Source organism: Bradyrhizobium betae (assembly GCF_004123905.1).
In the GTDB taxonomy this organism is placed as follows: Bacteria; Pseudomonadota; Alphaproteobacteria; order Rhizobiales; family Xanthobacteraceae; genus Bradyrhizobium; species Bradyrhizobium betae_A.
In genome coordinates this window covers 107,859-122,487 of sequence record NZ_MZXW01000055.1, presented here as the reverse complement: position 1 = coordinate 122,487, position 14,629 = coordinate 107,859, and the positions used below count along the sequence as shown (strand labels likewise).

The following is a 14,629-nucleotide window of genomic DNA, read 5'->3' as shown; positions in this document are numbered from 1 at the left end:
AACCTCCAGAATTAATTAGCCAGCGACAACCGCGGAAACGTCTCCAGCGGATTGTCGACGCACATTTTGTCGATGATGCTCTTCGGCAGGTTCGGCGGAATGGGATCGTCACCGTCGAACTGCCAGTGCGGATAGTCGGACGCGAACAAGAACATCTCTTCGGAGCCGATTTGGTCGATGATCTCCTCGACGCTCTTGGTATCAGCGGGCGCATCAAACGGCTGCATGGTGACGCGGAAATTGTCGCGGATGATCGCGGCAGGCTCGCGCTCGACCCAGGGCACCTCGACCCGCACCCCGCGCCAGGTCTTGTTGGCGCGCCACATGAAGGCCGGCAGCCAGCTGACGCCTGATTCCATCAACACGACCTTGAGATCAGGAAATTTTCCGAACACACCCTCATAGATCAGGCTCAATATCTGCGCCTGAAACGCCTGTGCCTCGACGAAGTAATATTCGTAGCGATGCGACGGCCAGCCGGCCGAGCTCGGCGCCTGCCGATATTGCGTGCCGGCGTGGATCGCGAGCGGCAGCTTGTATTTCTCCGCGAGCCGATAGACCGGCCAGAAATGCCGTCGTCCCAGCAGCGTCTCGCCCTGCGCCAGCACGAGGATGGAGACGAACCTGACGTCGCCGGCACGGCGCTCGATCTCCTCGATCGCCAGATCCGGGTCCTGCATCGGCACGACGATGGACGCTCGCAGGCGAGGATCGCGCGACAGCCATTCGGCGGCGATCCAGTCGTTGATCGCCTTGCAGAAGTCGGCCGCCATGTAGGCATCGAACACGGCCTGCGCGCCATAGAGCACGTTGAGGATGGCGTGGCTGGCGCCGAGTTGCTCGAACGCGCCTTTCTGCACCATGGCAAGGTCGGAGCCGGGCTTGGTGCCGTTGCTCGGCCGCCAATCGGCGCGGCCTGACAGCGGCATGCTCGGCGGATAGGAGGTGAGATCGAGCCCGTCGATGGCGCGGCTTGCCACCTGCTCTTTCCAGTGATCGCTGAGATAGGGAAGCAGCGTCGTGCGCGTGCCACCAACCGCCGGATGGATGTCGCAGTCGATCCGCGTCACCGCCATGGAGCTTCCTCGCGCAATCTTATTGGCAGCGTTCTTGTGCGCCGCCTGCGCAGAGTGCTCCGGCTGCCGCCACCGCGCAAGGGAGCGCAGCCGCGCGATCCGTCATGGCTCGGTTGCATTTCGCAGGCGCGATATGAGGCTTGAACGCGTTTCCGCGCGGAAGCGGCGGAGCAAACTGCTCCACCGCTTTGCGTATGGTCTCGGCCTTTAAGCCGCCTTGGAGACTTCCATCAGCAGACGTTCGGCCTTGGCATCCTCGATGCGGTTCACCATCCGGCTGCTCTCGTGATTGTCGCGGACGGTCTTGGTCAGGGCGATACAGGTCTGGATCAGCATCACGATGCCCATGGTGAGATAGCCCTTCATCCAGAGGTCGATCGGCAGGAAGAAGATGCCGATGGCGACAAGGAATGCGGAGGCTGCGAAGGACGCGTAGGTGAAGGTCACCCAGGCGCCGCTGTGGGGTTGGCCGTTCTGGTTCATGGTGGTCTCCTGTAGGCTCAAATGATGATGAGGTTTGAAAGATGAGGCTTGAGATCAGGCCGTCGGCATGCGCTTGGACTTCAACCGCGCCAGCACGTCGTCGGCGGTCGTCTTGAGCCGGGGGCCAAAGCCCTGCTCGGCGAGTTTCTCGGCGGTGGCGAGCGGACCTGAGGCCGCATCGAGCTCGACCAGCGCGTCATCGGCAGCTTGGGCCTCCATCTGGCGATCGCGCAGACGCCGCAAGGTGCTCTCCGCTTCCGGCAGCGTAGATTCGTAGGGCCTCGCCGCCTCGATGCCGCTGCGGCGGAGCGAGCGGACCGCCTCCGAAGCGCGGGCGACACGGCGGCCGCGGTCGAGCTCGGTGATGCGGGCCTGCGCGTTTGCGACGTGCCGCTTCAGCCTGATGATCTCGGTCGCGAACAGTGCGCGGGCCGTCAGCGCCGCATCGCGATCGGCCTCGAGGCCCGCGATGGCTTCGGCGGCGTCCTTGGCGAGATCCTCGCGGCCACCGTCGAGCGCCGCAACCGCGCGGGTCTCGAGATCGGCGATGCGGGCAACGGTCGCCTCGAGCTTGCGTCCCTCCTGCTGGTCCTGGGCGATCGCCAGCGCCAGCGTCCGCTTGCTGCGCTCGACGGCGGCGGCCGCGTCGCGCATCTGCTGATCAAGGATCAGAAGGGCCGTGCGGTCCTCCAGCTCCTCGCCTGCGGCGGCAACGCTGCCGCGGAAAAGTGTCACTACGGTCTTGAACATCTGCAGCTCCCTGTTATGAGCGTTGCTCACACATACTTTGTAGCAACGAACTTGAACATCGTTCAATAAATTTCTGAGCGACGCTCATGAATTTGGTTAACGAATGACTAAAGCCTTGGAGCGTCGAGAGAAACTGCGGGCCGACCTGATCCAGGCGGCTGAGCGGATGATCGCGAGCCGCGGATTGGCGGGCTTAAAAACCCGCGATTTGGCCCGTGAAATCGGCTGTGCCAACGGCGCGGTCTACAATCTCGTCGCGGATGTGGACGAGCTCGTCCTGCGTGTCGGCTCGCGCACACTGCGTCGGCTCGACGAGACACTCAGCGCCGCGGAAACGGCCGAGCACTCGCCCCAGCAGATGCTGGTCCGCATCGCAATTGCCTATTGCGATTTCGCAGCGGAAAATCTCGAACTCTGGCGCGCAATGTTCGAGCACCGCATGGAGGCCGACAAGGCCCTGCCCGACTGGTCGGTCGATGACCAATTGCAGTTGTTCCGCCACATCTATAAGCCGCTGGCGGCGTTGTTTCCGGAGCGCGGGACGGAGGAGCTCGGCATCACCGCACGCAGCCTGTTCTCGGCCGTGCATGGCATGGTGGCACTGGGACTGGAGCAGAGGCTGGTCGCCGTTCCCCTGCCGGCGCTCCGCAAGGAGATCGCGGGCCTCGTGCGCGCGATGATCGACGGCTTGATTCGCGCGAGCGAGCTAGCCGCATCGCCTGACTAAAATTTCGTCTGTCGCATCGCGGGCAGCACGCTTAGCTTTCGCGGCGTCTCGTCCTCTCTTTCGGAGCCTCCCATGCCCCTCCTCATCCGCGGCGGCACCGTCGTCAATCACGATCATTCGCGCCGTGCGGACGTGCTGATCGACGGCGAGACCATCGTCGCGGTCGGAACATCGCTCGACGCACCGACGGGCACCGAGATCGTCGATGCCGGCGGCGCCTACATCATCCCGGGCGGGATCGATCCGCACACCCATCTCGAAATGCCGTTCATGGGCACGGTGACCGCCGACGATTTCGAATCCGGAACCAAGGCGGCGCTGACCGGCGGCACCACCATGGTGGTGGATTTCTGCCTGCCCGATCCCGGCCAGTCGATGCTCGCGGCCTATCAGGAATGGCGGCGCAAATCCGAGAAGGCGGCGAGCGACTACGGCTTCCACATGGCGGTGACGTCTTGGTCGAAGCAGATCCATGACGAGATGGAGACCGTGGTCAAAACCTACGGCATCAACACCTTCAAGCACTTCATGGCCTACAAGGGCGCGCTGATGGTGAACGACGACGAGCTCTACAACTCGTTCGCGCGCTGCGCCCATCTCGGCGCCATGCCGGTGGTGCACGCCGAGAACGGCGACGTGGTCGCACTGATGCAGGAGGCGTTGATGGCGCGCGGCGTCACCGGCCCCGAGGGCCACGCCTATTCACGGCCGCCTGAGGTCGAGGGCGAGGCCACCAACCGCGCCATCATGATCGCCGATATGACGGGCACGCCTGTCTACATCGTGCACACCAGCTGCCGCGAAGCGCATGAGGCGATCGCGCGGGCGCGGGCAGCGGGAAAACGGGTCTATGGCGAGCCGCTGATCCAGCATCTGCTGCTCGACGAGCGCGAATATCAGAACAAGGACTGGAATCACTCCGCCCAGCGCGTGATGTCGCCGCCGTTCCGCGACAGATCGCATCAGGATAGTCTCTGGGCCGGCCTGCAAGCCGGCTCACTCCAGGTGGTCGCGACCGACCACTGCGCCTTCACCACCGAGCAGAAGCGGTTCGGGCTCGGCGACTTCAGAAAGATCCCGAACGGCACCGGCGGCCTCGAAGATCGGCTCGCGCTGTTGTGGACCGCCGGCGTCGCCACGGGACGGCTGACGAAAGAGGAATTCGTCGCGGTAACGTCGGCGAACATCGCCCGCATCCTCAACATCTATCCGCGCAAGGGCGCAGTCGCCGTCGGTTCGGATGCCGATATCGTGGTGTGGGACCCCAGGGCAAGCAAGACCATCAGCGCGAAGCGGCAGATGAGCCGGATCGATTACAACGTGTTCGAAGGCTTTGCCTGCACCGGCGGGCCAGCCGCGACACTCTCGCGCGGCCGCGTCGTCTGGAAGGACGGCGATTTGCGCGCCGAAGCCGGCGACGGCCATTATGTCGAACGTCCGGCGTTCTCGCCGGTGCATGTCGCCAATTCGACATGGAAAGAGCTGACCGCCCCGCGCGCCGTTAGCCGCGGAGCGGTGACGCCGTAACGATCAGGCCGCCTTGCTGGCCTGCAACCGGTCAAGCACCGGCAACAGCTCGGACGGATCGGGGCGGTGGGTGTAGTCCGGGTTCACCTCGGCATAGGCGATGATGCCGTCGCGACCGATGACGTAGCGCGCGGGCATCGGCAGCACCCAGGACGGATTGTCGTTGAAGGTCGGCAGGTCGTTCTTGAAGGACTTGTAAAGCGAGACGAGCTCGCCCGAGAGAGCGAAACGAATGCCGAAGGCGTCGGCGACTTCGCTCCTGACGTCGCTCAGGATCGGGAAGGACAGCTTGTTATCGCGCTCGGACTTGCGGCTGTTCGGCGCGGTCTGCGGCGAGATCGCAACGAGGCTGCCTCCGCGCGCGGCGATTTCCAGCAGCGCTTCCTGGAGCGCCTGGAGCTCGAGGTTACAATATGGGCACCAGACGCCGCGATAGAACGAGACGACCAGCGGCCCCTTCGCGAGCAAGTCGCGCGAGGAGACAGGCTTGCCGCCGGGATCCTTCAGCAAGAATTCCGGCGCGGCGTCGCCGGCCTTCTTCGCGCGCTGCGCTTGGCCGCTCGCGATCAGCTCGGCGGTGGCGCGGTGCATGGTGTCGAGCGCCTCCTTGCTGGGCTTGAGCGGGAAACGGCCGGCTTCGAAATCGGCTTTAAGAGCGTCGAGTTTGTCTTGCAGGGCCATGGCTAGCTCCATCAATTGCTGTTGGCCCGGCCTATCTGGATCATTTGAGAATGAAGGGGTATATGGCGGTTTCGGAGAACATCTATTTGGATTTCAAATGGGCGACCGGCTCCAGGAATTGACCGTCTTCGTGCGGGCGGCAGAGAGCGGCAGCTTTTCGAAGGCCGCGCGCGAGCTCGGCCTGTCGCAGCCCTCGGTGTCGCGCATCATCGGCGAGTTGGAGAGCCGGCTCGGCGTCAAGCTGCTGCTGCGGACCACACGCCGCATCACGGTGACGGACGCCGGCGCGCTGTTCCTGATCCGCGCGCGCGACGTGCTGGCCGATATCGAGGACGCCGAGGATGCCGCGCGCGGCGTCGATTCCCTGCGCGGGACGCTGCGCATCACGATGCCGATCGTCTATGGCACGCGAAACATCATCCCGCGCCTGCCGAAATTCCTGCGCGCCCATCCCCTGCTGCGCGTCGAGCTATCCGTCGCCGACGAACGGCACAACCTCGTGGCAGAAGGCACCGACGTCGCCATCCGCCTTGGCCCGCTCGGCGACTCCGGCTTTGGCGCACGGATGCTTGCGACGCTACCTCGCTTTCTCGTCGCCGCGCCGTCCTACCTCGCCGAACGCGGCACCCCGAAGACGCCGGCCGATCTCGCCTCGCACGACTGCATCTTCGGTCCCGGCCTGTTCGGCCACACCACATGGTCGTTCACCCGCAACGGCGCGGAGACCTCGGTGGATGTCCGCGGCCGCATCACCACCGATTCCGGCCCCGGCGTGTTCGCGAGCGTGCTGGCGGGGTTGGGCGTCGCGATGACGTCGCCGGTGATGGCCGGCCCCGAGATCGCGTCGGGGGCACTGGTGCCGCTGCTGAAGAGCTACAAGCTCCCGCCCGTTGACGTCTACGCCGTGTTTCCGGCGGGTCCCCGACCGTCGACCAAGGTGCGCGCTTTGGTCGACTTCCTGGCGGAAGAGTTGAGATAGGCCGCCGGGCCGCTTGCGACACATTGAAGCGCGCCGATGGCATGCGCCTTGCCTCTTTACGTCGCAGAGATATTGCAAATAGAGGCACCGATGAGCCCATCACCTTTCGACATCAGCCGCCGCAATGTGGTGCTTGGCGGCCTTGGCGCGGCCGGACTTACGGTGATCGAGCCCCGCTTCGCCTCTGCGCAAGGGCGCGCCGAGACGCTGCTGGTGGTGCAGGAGCTCGGGCCGAACTCGCTCGACATGCAGGGCGTCGGCTCCAACCAGACCGTGAACGGCCTGTCCTGGAACTGCTACGACCGCCTGCTCTCCTACGCTTCAAAGACGCTGCCGGACGGCACGCTGTCCTATGACCGCGAAAAGCTCGCGCCTGAACTCGCCGAGAGTTTTGAGGTCGCCGCCGACGGCATGTCCTGCACCTTCAAGCTTCGCAAGGACGCCAAATTCCACGACGGCACGCCTGTGACCGCCAAGGACGTCAAATGGTCGTTCGATCGCGCGGTGAAGGTCGGCGGCTTTCCGACCTTCCAGATGTCGGCGGGGTCGCTGGAGAAGCCCGAGCAGTTCGTCGTCGTCGACGACCACACTTTTCGCATCGACTATGTCCGCAAGGACAAGATGCTGCTGTTCAACGTCGCCGTGGTCGTGCCCTTCATCATCAACTCGGAACTTGCGAAGAAGAACGCGACGGCGGAAGACCCCTGGGCGCTGGCGTGGCTGAAGACCAACGAGGCCGGCGGCGGCGCCTACAGGATCGAGAGCTGGAAGCCCGGCAGCGAAACCGTGTTCACACGGTTCGACGACTGGAAAAGCGGTCCGCTGCCGAAGGTGAAGCGCGTGATTGCGCGCGACGTCCCCTCCGCCGGTACCCGCCGCGCCATGCTGGAGCGGGGCGATGCGGATATCTCCAGCGGCTTTGCGCCGCGCGACTTCGAACAGATCATCAAGGAGGGCAAGGTCAAGGTCTCGGGCGTGCCGATCCCGAACGCGCTCTGGTACGTCGCGCTGAACACCGCGAAGCCGCCATTCGACAATGCCAAGCTGCGTCAGGCCATCGCCTGGGCGATGCCGTACGAGCAGATCCAGAGCAGCGCGTTCTTCGGCCGCGCCGTTCCCATGTACGGCGGCGCGGCGGATGTTTCAAAGCCGGTCTGGCCGCAGCCGTTTCCCTATGTCACCGATCTCGACAAAGCCAAGGCGTTGATGAAGGAGGCGGGGTTCGAATCCGGCCTTGAGACCACGCTCTCGCTCGACACCGGTACTGCCACCGTCGGCGAGCCGACCGCGATCCTGATCCAGGAAAGTCTCGCCAAGATCGGCATCAAGGCGGCGATCGAAAAGATCCCGGGCGCGAACTGGCGCACGACGCTGAACAAGAAGGAGCTGCCGCTGGCGCTCAACCGCTTCTCTGGCTGGCTGGATTATCCTGAATATTACTTCTACTGGAATTTTCACGGCAACAACTCGATCTTCAACATCTCTTCGTACCAGAACAAGGAGATGGACGCGCTGATCGACAAGGCGCGCTTCACCGCGGATGCGGCGGAGTACGACAAAACCGTGAAGGATTTCATCGCGCTCTGCATGCACGACGTTCCCGTCGTTCCGCTCAACCAGCCGATCCACGACGTCGCCATGCAGAAGGCCATCACCGGCTATGAGTTCTGGTTTCACCGCGAGCCTGACTATCGTCAGTTCGCGAAAGGTTAGTTTTGGCGGGCAATGCTGACAGTGCGCGAGGCCGCTCGCGCCTGCTCAGTGGGAAAGCCCCGCTCCAGCCGCGCCTCGCTCGCACGCAGCGTTGCGGCATCGAGCTTGCCCTGCCGTGATCCCTCAAGGGCGCACGCAAAGACCCGATAGAACTGCGCACCATCATAGGCGACCAGCAGCATATCGACGCCGGCATTGATGGCCTCGACCACCGCCTTGCAGACGTCGTTCTGGTAGATCGCGCCCATCACGAGGTCGTCGGTCATGACCACGCCCTGGTAATTCCACTTGTCGCGGATAATGCCCTGGACGACGCGTTTCGAATGCGAGGCAGCACGATCAGGGTCGACCGCAGTGAGCGTGACATGCCCGACCATGAGCGCGCTGCGCGAATGCGACAGCACCTCGCGGAACGGAAGCCAGTCGGTCACCTCCAGCTCCCTGACCGGCGTATTGAGATTGGCGCTGAAATGATGCGTGTCGGTGCGCACGCGGCCGATACCGGGAAAATGTTTTAGCGTCGCGCCGACGCCGGATTCTTCCAGCCCCCGGACATAGGCGCTTGCGATCGCGCTGACGACGGCGGGATCGGTGGCGATCGCGCGCTGGCCAATCAGCGTGTGGAAGTCGAGGCGGTTGCGCCGAACCGGCGGCTTGAGGTCGAGCACCGGCGCGAGATTGAGGTTGACGCCGAGGCCGGCGAGCTCACGGCCGTGGATGCGGCCGAACTCTTCGGCCTTGGCCTGCTGGTCGTCCGGGGCAAGCCCGGCGAGCGTCGCCAGCGCCGGCAGCTTGGTCAGCGGCGGCGAGAGATGCCCGACGATGCCGCCCTCCTGGTCCGCGGCGACCACCAGCGGCGGCAGGCCCGCGGCGCGTCGCTTGTCCTGAAGCGTCGCGATCTCGGTACGCAGCGCCTCGATGCTCCGTCCCCGGATGTTGTGCCTTGTGACGTAGACGCCGCCAATCAATCCCTGCTCGGCCAGGCGCGCGACATCGGGAAAAGAAGAATAGCCGACCATGAAGTGCGGCCCGAGCTGACGCGCTTCAGCGGCGCTGGCCTTGAGGACATCATGCTTGCACAGCTCGAACTTGAGATGCGCCGCCGACATCAGCAGCGGCGGCAGGCACCAGAGCATGACGAACAGCTTGCCGGCGATGGTCCGCCACCGTCCTCTACGCAGCAGGACGATGACGATCGCGATGCTTGCGACGACGAGCGTGATGTTTCCGGCGCCGCGCAATGGGACCAGATAGGGATCGTTCTTGTTCGCGGCCGCGAAAGCAACGAGAGGTGCGGCAAGCCAGAGCAAGATCAGTCCGATACGACCGAGGAATTGCATGATGCATCACGCGCGGGGAGTGGCGAATGCTTCGCACCTATCAAAGCGATTCACGCCGCGCGAGGGGCAAAAGCGCGCCTGCACGAAATCTGCAAAAGACTCCTGAAACCGTGCAGACGATGATCCCGCCTTCTGCACAAGAGGTGTTCAGACTTCGTGATGCCACCCATCACGAAAGGTCCTCTCGACATGACGAGCCTGGCTTCGACGATCGCTGCGGAAATCCAGCCGATCAGGCATTCCTCGATTCCGGCCAAGGTCGGCCTTGCGCTGGTGCTGGCCGCGCTGGCCGACTGGCTGTTCTATGGTGAGCGGATCGGGCTATCGCTGACGCTCTTTGCGATCGCGATCGCCTGCGTGTCGGCGCTCTTCAATCATGCGACACTGGATCTGCGGCGCGCCATGATCGGCGCGGCCATTCTCGTCGCAGGCCTCGTGCCGGCCGTCGAGGAGCTCAACATGCTGTCCTTCCTGATCCTCACCATGGCGCTGGTCATTGCGCTTCTGATCGCGACCAATCCGGAAACGACCGGGCTCGCCGAGCGCGCCCGCGCGCTGCGCAACCTCGTTCTGTTTGGTCCCTTCAGGTTCTTCCCCGACGCGCTCCAGATCTTCAACATGTCGGCGTTCACCCGCGGCATCGCGCTCTGGCTGCTGCCTGCAGCGCTCGGCACCGTCTTCGTCGCGCTGTTCGCTGCCGCCAATCCGGTGATCGAGCAGTGGGTGTCCCTGCTCAATCCAAAACTCTTCTTCGAATATGTCAGCATCCCCCGCGTGCTGTTCTGGGCCATGATGCTGGCGCTGGTCTGGCCTTTCATCCATGTGCGCTGGCGGCGCAAGACGGTTGTCACGGCGACCGTCCGCGATGTCGCGGTGCCGCCGCCGCTCCCGCCCGTCGTCTCGGCGGAGTTTCTGGGCCCCTCGACCATCATGCGCTCGCTGATTCTCTTCAATCTGCTGTTCGCGGCGCAGTCCATTCTCGACGGCATCTATCTCTGGGGTCATGTGGCGCTGCCGGCGAACATGACCTATGCCGCGTACGCCCATCGCGGCGCCTATCCGCTGATCGCGACCGCCCTGCTCGCCGCGGCTTTCGTGCTGGCCGCGATGCGCCCGGGCGGGGCGGCCGAGAAATCGACGGTGATCCGGCCGCTGGTCTATCTCTGGGTCGGGCAGAACGTCCTGCTCGTCGCCTCCTCCATCCTCCGCCTCGATCTTTACGTCGATATCTACATGCTGACCTATTGGCGGATCGCGGCGTTCATCTGGATGGGGCTGGTGGCGCTCGGGCTGATCCTGATCGTCGCCCGCATCGTGCTCAACCGTTCCAACCGGTGGCTTGTCGGCGCCAACCTGATCGCGTTAACGATCGTGCTGTACACTGCCTCGCTGGTGAACTTCGACGCATTCATTGCCGACTACAATCTGACGCACAGCAGTGAAATGTCGGGGAAGGGCTTGACCATTGATGCCAACTATCTCCTCACACTCGGACCGCAGGCGCTGCCAGCGCTCGGCAAGATCATCTCGCTTCGCGGTGGTGATTACTGCCTTGCGCGGCGCCGCGATCGGCTTGTAGAAACCCAGCGGCTGGACATGGCCTGGCGAGCCTGGGGATTTCGGAGCTGGCGTCTGCAGCGCCGGCTCGATGCTGAAGCCAAAAGCCAGCCCGGCAATCAGCCGGCAGGGTGAGCGGAGAATTTCTTGGCACATCGCATTCTCATCGTCGACGACGAGGGCCATATCCGCGAGGTGATCCGCGTCGCGCTGAAGAAGGCCGGCATGGACGTGATCGAGGCGCGCGACGGCAAGGAGGCGCTCGCCCGCTTTGCCGCCGACAAGCCCGATCTGATCGTGCTCGACATCGGCATGCCCGAATTCGACGGCCTCGACGTCTGCCGCGAGATCCGCAAGAGCTCCGATGTCCCGATCCTGTTCCTGTCGGCGCGCGACGAGGAAATCGATCGCATCCTCGGCCTCGAGATCGGCGGCGACGACTACGTGACAAAACCGTTCAGCCCGCGCGAACTGGTGGCGCGGGTCAATGTCATCCTGCGCCGCCTCAGCCCGCGCAATGGCGAGGCCAAAGCAAGTCCGGCGGCGCTTGCGCAAGGCGGCCTGCTGATCGATCCCGAGCAGCATGTCGCGACCTTCGCCGGCACGCCGCTAAAACTGACCGCGATCGAGTTCGGCATTTTGCGCGCGTTCCTGACCCGGCCGACCTCGGTGTTCAACCGCGAGCAGCTGATGCGGGCGGCCTACCAGCTCAACATCCAGGTGTCCGACCGCACCATCGACAGCCACATCCGCAACATCCGCGCCAAACTCGCGGCGCTGGCCTGCGAGAACGTCATCGAGACCATCCACGGCGTCGGCTTCAAGCTCGGTCGCTGCGAGAAAGAGGCATGAGCGCGGCGCCCGACAAATGGCGGCCGTCGCTCGGCCTCGTCATCTTCGCGGTGCTGGCGACCGTCGGCGTGCTGCCGCTGGTCGGCCTGTTCTTCTTCCGCCTCTATGACAACCAGCTGATCCGCCAGACCCAGGCCGAGCTGATCGCCCAGAGCCGTGTGCTCGCGACGATCTATGCGCAGGAGGTCACGGCAAGGCTCGACAGCGGCCTCACGCTCGGCGCCGAGGTACCGCCGAACGTGCTGCCCGATCCAGGCGACCAGGTCACCCCGATCCGCGCCGCACTCGATCTGACGGCCAACGACCTCCTCCGGCGGCGGCCGGAGGCGCTGCCCGCGCCGCAAGCAGCGCAGCCGGCCTATGTCGAAATCGGCGCAAGGCTCAATCCAATCATCCGCGAGACCCAGAAGGTGACGCTGGCGGGCTTTCGCATCCTCGATCCGCAGGGCGTGGTGATCGCCGGGCGTTACGAGGTCGGGCAATCGCTCGCCCATATCGAGGAGGTCGCGGACGCGCTGCACGGGCAATACCGCGCCACGCTGCGCAACCGCGTGCCGGATCGACCGCCGCCGCCGATCTATTCCTTCAGCCGCGGCCTCGGCGTCCACGTGTTCTCGGCCATGCCCGTGATCGTCAACAACCGTGTCGCCGGGGTGATCTACACCACGCGGACACCCAGCAACATCTTTGACCATCTCTACCAGGAGCGGGGCAAGTTCGTGCTGGCGGGACTGGCCGTGATCCTCGGCACGATCGCGATCGGCCTTGTCTTCTCTCGCACCATCACGCTGCCGATGCGCGAGCTGATCGATCGCGCCGCCAGAATTGGCCGCGGCGACCGCGAGGCGTTCCGGCCGCTCCGGCATTACGGCACGCGCGAGTTCGCCCAGCTCTCGCACAGCTTCCTCGGCATGGCCGAGCAACTGGCAAGGCGCTCCGACTATATTGCGACCTTCTCGGCGCACCTCACCCACGAGCTGAAATCGCCGCTGACCTCGATCAAGGGCGCGGCCGAACTGTTGCAGGATTCGGTTCAGGGCAAGGCCGGCAGCCTGACGCCCGCCGAGCAGAACACCTTCATCGCCAACATCCTGTCGGACACGCAGCGGTTGGAGGCGATGGCGCAGCGGCTGCGGGAGCTCGCCCGCGCCGAAAGCCTGCCGCAGAACGAGCGGACCGAGCTCGCGGCCGTCATCGCCGATCTCAGGAGCCGGTTTCCGACCAGCGCAATCGAGGCGAGCGGCAGCCTCGACCGCGCCATCGGCATGTCCGGCGAGAAGGCGCTGATCGTGCTGTCGCACCTCACTGATAACGCGATGCGGCACAAGGCTGGGACCATCAGGCTGGAAGCGGTGGACGCGCGGACGACCCTGCTGCTGACGGTGAGCAATGACGGCGAGCCGATCTCAGCGCCGAACCGCGACAGGATCTTTGATGCGTTCTTCACGACCCACCGCGACCAGGGCGGCACGGGGATGGGACTGGCAATCGTGCGCGCGGTCATGGCGAGCCATGGCGGCTCGATCAGGCTCAAGCCCACCGACGCGGGCGTCGCCTTCGAACTCCAGTTTCCGGCAGCCTAGATTGCGAACACCCAGGCGGCGACGATGGTGCCGATGGTGACGAGACCAGCGATGGTCCAGCCGGCGGCATATTCCAGCTCAGGATGACCGGTCGCCCGCATGATCTCTGCCGGATCGGCGGTATGCTTCTCTGCCATGACAGCCTCGCACGTGTTTCCCCGTGTCATGGATAAGTCGCTTCAGCCGGCAAAAGGTTCCGTCACGGACGCGCGACCGACAAAAAATGCGAAAACAACCCCATGCACAGTAGAAACCGCTTTCCGGAGCGGGGCGAAGTCGCGCCACACAAGCGTCTGGCGCGGCGAGGCAAAACGTCCGCTCCGCGCAATCGTCGCGCGGGTGGGCATCTTGCCTTCCAAATCGGACGCATGGCCGACGACAAGGCAAAGCGGGGCGGCGCGGATCGGGCGCTGATCGCGCTCACCGAGAAGTACGAGGTCGCCTACTGGTCGAAGAAGTTCAAGGTGACGCCAGCCAAGCTGAAATATGCCGTCAAGAAGGTCGGCCACTCCGCCAAGAAGGTCGAGGCCTACATCAAGCTCCAGAAGCACCGCGCCGCCGACAAGAGCCGGATCGCACTCGGCGAGGCCTATGAGGTCCGCTACTGGTCGAAGAAGTTCAAGATCACCCCGGCCAAGCTGAAGGCCGCGGTTGCCGCGGCCGGCCACTCCTCCAGGAAGGTCGAAGCCTATCTCGCAGCCCAGAAGGCGGCGAAGAAGAAAAAGGCCAAAAAGGTCCCGAAGAAAGTCGCCAAGCGGAAGAAGGCGGCCTGAGACTTGGGGGACCGTAAAAACAAGATGAAATCCGCCCAGCTGATCTTCGCCTGCGCCCTTGTTGCCGCAACCGCGTCCAGCGTCGCGGCGGCCGCCGACACGCTCGCCAAGGTCTCGGGCGCGACCGCGCTGGCGCTGGCGGGCGTGATCGCGCCATTGTCACCGGTCCTGTCGGGCGCCGAGAAGAAGGCAATGGCGATGCTGTTCGCCGCCAACGCCGATATTCCCTACAAGAAGCCGATCGTCGTGACCGCCGACCGGATCGTCTGCCGCACCGGCAATGTCGACATCACCGTTCGCAATTGCGAGGTGACCTTCGGCAAGAAGGCGAAGACCGTGAACGGCTCCACCGCCAACGAGATCTTCGCCACCGAGGCGCTGGCCGGCGTTCCCGCGGACGGCGCGGCGGGATCGAACTTCGAGAGCCTGAGCAAGCTCAGCTGCACCATCGACCCCAACGCCATCCGCCGGAAGGACGGCAGCGGGGCGGATTGCACGTTCCAGCCGGGGAATTGAAACGGCCTGGAGAACCTGCCAATGGTGCCGTGAAATCGCCTCAAGACGATCCAACTAATAAGGCGAATCGAA

The 14,629-nt window shown here is 64.4% G+C and carries 15 protein-coding genes; 9 read left to right on the top strand and 6 right to left on the bottom strand.

From position 1 onward, the window contains the following. Nucleotides 1–11: 11 nt before the first annotated feature. From B5V03_RS39850 to B5V03_RS39840, 3 genes are all read right to left on the bottom strand, one after another. On the bottom strand, nucleotides 12–1,076 hold the full coding sequence (locus tag B5V03_RS39850; protein ID WP_129275877.1) for an amidohydrolase family protein: 1,065 nt from the start codon (nucleotides 1,074–1,076) through the stop codon (nucleotides 12–14). 207 nt (nucleotides 1,077–1,283) lie between these two features. After that, nucleotides 1,284–1,559: a YiaA/YiaB family inner membrane protein gene (locus B5V03_RS39845; protein WP_129275876.1), complete on the bottom strand. Its 276-nt coding sequence runs from the start codon at nucleotides 1,557–1,559 to the stop codon at nucleotides 1,284–1,286. Nucleotides 1,560–1,613: 54 nt separating this feature from the next. Beyond that, on the bottom strand, nucleotides 1,614–2,309 hold the full coding sequence (locus B5V03_RS39840) for a PspA/IM30 family protein (protein WP_129275875.1): 696 nt from the start codon (nucleotides 2,307–2,309) through the stop codon (nucleotides 1,614–1,616). Between the two features lie 103 nt (nucleotides 2,310–2,412). On the opposite strand from B5V03_RS39840, the gene B5V03_RS39835 reads away from it, so the two are divergent. Both B5V03_RS39835 and hydA read left to right on the top strand, forming a co-directional pair. After that, nucleotides 2,413–3,036, top strand: coding sequence for a TetR/AcrR family transcriptional regulator (locus B5V03_RS39835; protein ID WP_129275874.1), 624 nt, complete (start codon nucleotides 2,413–2,415; stop codon nucleotides 3,034–3,036). A gap of 72 nt (nucleotides 3,037–3,108) precedes the next feature. Further along, nucleotides 3,109–4,563: a dihydropyrimidinase gene (hydA, locus tag B5V03_RS39830; RefSeq protein ID WP_129275873.1), complete on the top strand. Its 1,455-nt coding sequence runs from the start codon at nucleotides 3,109–3,111 to the stop codon at nucleotides 4,561–4,563. 3 nt (nucleotides 4,564–4,566) lie between these two features. Here hydA and B5V03_RS39825 read toward each other — a convergent pair whose 3' ends face one another. Next, nucleotides 4,567–5,244 carry a peroxiredoxin-like family protein gene (locus B5V03_RS39825; RefSeq protein ID WP_129275872.1) on the bottom strand — a complete coding sequence of 226 codons (678 nt, stop codon included), beginning with the start codon at nucleotides 5,242–5,244 and terminating at the stop codon, nucleotides 4,567–4,569. A 97-nt stretch (nucleotides 5,245–5,341) separates the two neighbouring features. Between B5V03_RS39825 and B5V03_RS39820 the strand changes: the two genes are divergently transcribed. Both B5V03_RS39820 and B5V03_RS39815 read left to right on the top strand, forming a co-directional pair. Then, nucleotides 5,342–6,223 carry a LysR family transcriptional regulator gene (locus B5V03_RS39820; RefSeq protein ID WP_129275871.1) on the top strand — a complete coding sequence of 294 codons (882 nt, stop codon included), beginning with the start codon at nucleotides 5,342–5,344 and terminating at the stop codon, nucleotides 6,221–6,223. Nucleotides 6,224–6,313: 90 nt separating this feature from the next. Then, the gene (locus tag B5V03_RS39815) at nucleotides 6,314–7,936 is read left to right on the top strand and encodes an ABC transporter substrate-binding protein (RefSeq protein WP_129275870.1); all 1,623 of its coding nucleotides are present in this window, start codon (nucleotides 6,314–6,316) and stop codon (nucleotides 7,934–7,936) included. Here B5V03_RS39815 and B5V03_RS39810 read toward each other — a convergent pair. Then, on the bottom strand, nucleotides 7,933–9,276 hold the full coding sequence (locus B5V03_RS39810) for a glycoside hydrolase family 3 N-terminal domain-containing protein (RefSeq protein WP_129275869.1): 1,344 nt from the start codon (nucleotides 9,274–9,276) through the stop codon (nucleotides 7,933–7,935). The two genes, B5V03_RS39815 and B5V03_RS39810, sit on opposite strands and share 4 nt — an antisense overlap. Nucleotides 9,277–9,465: 189 nt before the next feature. On the opposite strand from B5V03_RS39810, the gene B5V03_RS39805 reads away from it, so the two are divergent. The 3 genes from B5V03_RS39805 to B5V03_RS39795 are packed head-to-tail and all read left to right on the top strand — an operon-like array spanning nucleotide 9,466 to nucleotide 13,268. Then, nucleotides 9,466–10,968, top strand: coding sequence for a DUF4153 domain-containing protein (locus B5V03_RS39805; protein ID WP_164988616.1), 1,503 nt, complete (start codon nucleotides 9,466–9,468; stop codon nucleotides 10,966–10,968). A 12-nt stretch (nucleotides 10,969–10,980) separates the two neighbouring features. Continuing rightward, nucleotides 10,981–11,685 carry a response regulator gene (locus tag B5V03_RS39800; RefSeq protein WP_129275867.1) on the top strand — a complete coding sequence of 235 codons (705 nt, stop codon included), beginning with the start codon at nucleotides 10,981–10,983 and terminating at the stop codon, nucleotides 11,683–11,685. Continuing rightward, on the top strand, nucleotides 11,682–13,268 hold the full coding sequence (locus B5V03_RS39795; protein WP_129275866.1) for an ATP-binding protein: 1,587 nt from the start codon (nucleotides 11,682–11,684) through the stop codon (nucleotides 13,266–13,268). Before B5V03_RS39800 ends, B5V03_RS39795 begins: the two co-directional genes overlap by 4 nt. Here the strand turns inward: B5V03_RS39795 and B5V03_RS41960 are convergent. Continuing rightward, on the bottom strand, nucleotides 13,265–13,405 hold the full coding sequence (locus B5V03_RS41960) for a hypothetical protein (RefSeq protein WP_007597071.1): 141 nt from the start codon (nucleotides 13,403–13,405) through the stop codon (nucleotides 13,265–13,267). The two genes, B5V03_RS39795 and B5V03_RS41960, sit on opposite strands and share 4 nt — an antisense overlap. Before the next feature lie 231 nt (nucleotides 13,406–13,636). Here B5V03_RS41960 and B5V03_RS39790 point away from each other — a divergent pair, with 231 nt between their 5' ends. Both B5V03_RS39790 and B5V03_RS39785 read left to right on the top strand, forming a co-directional pair. After that, a complete protein-coding gene (locus B5V03_RS39790) occupies nucleotides 13,637–14,041 on the top strand; it encodes a DUF3606 domain-containing protein (protein ID WP_129275865.1) in 405 nt (134 codons plus the stop codon). Between the two features lie 24 nt (nucleotides 14,042–14,065). Then, nucleotides 14,066–14,557, top strand: coding sequence for a hypothetical protein (locus tag B5V03_RS39785; protein WP_129275864.1), 492 nt, complete (start codon nucleotides 14,066–14,068; stop codon nucleotides 14,555–14,557). The last annotated feature ends 72 nt before the right edge of the window (nucleotides 14,558–14,629 follow it).

Bases quoted from the DNA above. Each gene is read 5' to 3' on its own strand.
- B5V03_RS39850 (WP_129275877.1), bottom strand. From the start codon at position 1,076: ATGGCGGTGACGCGGATCGACTGCGACATCCATCCGGCGGTTGGTGGC.
- B5V03_RS39845 (WP_129275876.1), bottom strand. From the start codon at position 1,559: ATGAACCAGAACGGCCAACCCCACAGCGGCGCCTGGGTGACCTTCACC.
- B5V03_RS39840 (WP_129275875.1), bottom strand. From the start codon at position 2,309: ATGTTCAAGACCGTAGTGACACTTTTCCGCGGCAGCGTTGCCGCCGCA.
- B5V03_RS39835 (WP_129275874.1), top strand. From the start codon at position 2,413: ATGACTAAAGCCTTGGAGCGTCGAGAGAAACTGCGGGCCGACCTGATC.
- hydA (WP_129275873.1), top strand. From the start codon at position 3,109: ATGCCCCTCCTCATCCGCGGCGGCACCGTCGTCAATCACGATCATTCG.
- B5V03_RS39825 (WP_129275872.1), bottom strand. From the start codon at position 5,244: ATGGCCCTGCAAGACAAACTCGACGCTCTTAAAGCCGATTTCGAAGCC.
- B5V03_RS39820 (WP_129275871.1), top strand. From the start codon at position 5,342: ATGGGCGACCGGCTCCAGGAATTGACCGTCTTCGTGCGGGCGGCAGAG.
- B5V03_RS39815 (WP_129275870.1), top strand. From the start codon at position 6,314: ATGAGCCCATCACCTTTCGACATCAGCCGCCGCAATGTGGTGCTTGGC.
- B5V03_RS39810 (WP_129275869.1), bottom strand. From the start codon at position 9,276: ATGCAATTCCTCGGTCGTATCGGACTGATCTTGCTCTGGCTTGCCGCA.
- B5V03_RS39805 (WP_164988616.1), top strand. From the start codon at position 9,466: ATGACGAGCCTGGCTTCGACGATCGCTGCGGAAATCCAGCCGATCAGG.
- B5V03_RS39795 (WP_129275866.1), top strand. From the start codon at position 11,682: ATGAGCGCGGCGCCCGACAAATGGCGGCCGTCGCTCGGCCTCGTCATC.
- B5V03_RS41960 (WP_007597071.1), bottom strand. From the start codon at position 13,405: ATGGCAGAGAAGCATACCGCCGATCCGGCAGAGATCATGCGGGCGACC.
- B5V03_RS39790 (WP_129275865.1), top strand. From the start codon at position 13,637: ATGGCCGACGACAAGGCAAAGCGGGGCGGCGCGGATCGGGCGCTGATC.
- B5V03_RS39785 (WP_129275864.1), top strand. From the start codon at position 14,066: ATGAAATCCGCCCAGCTGATCTTCGCCTGCGCCCTTGTTGCCGCAACC.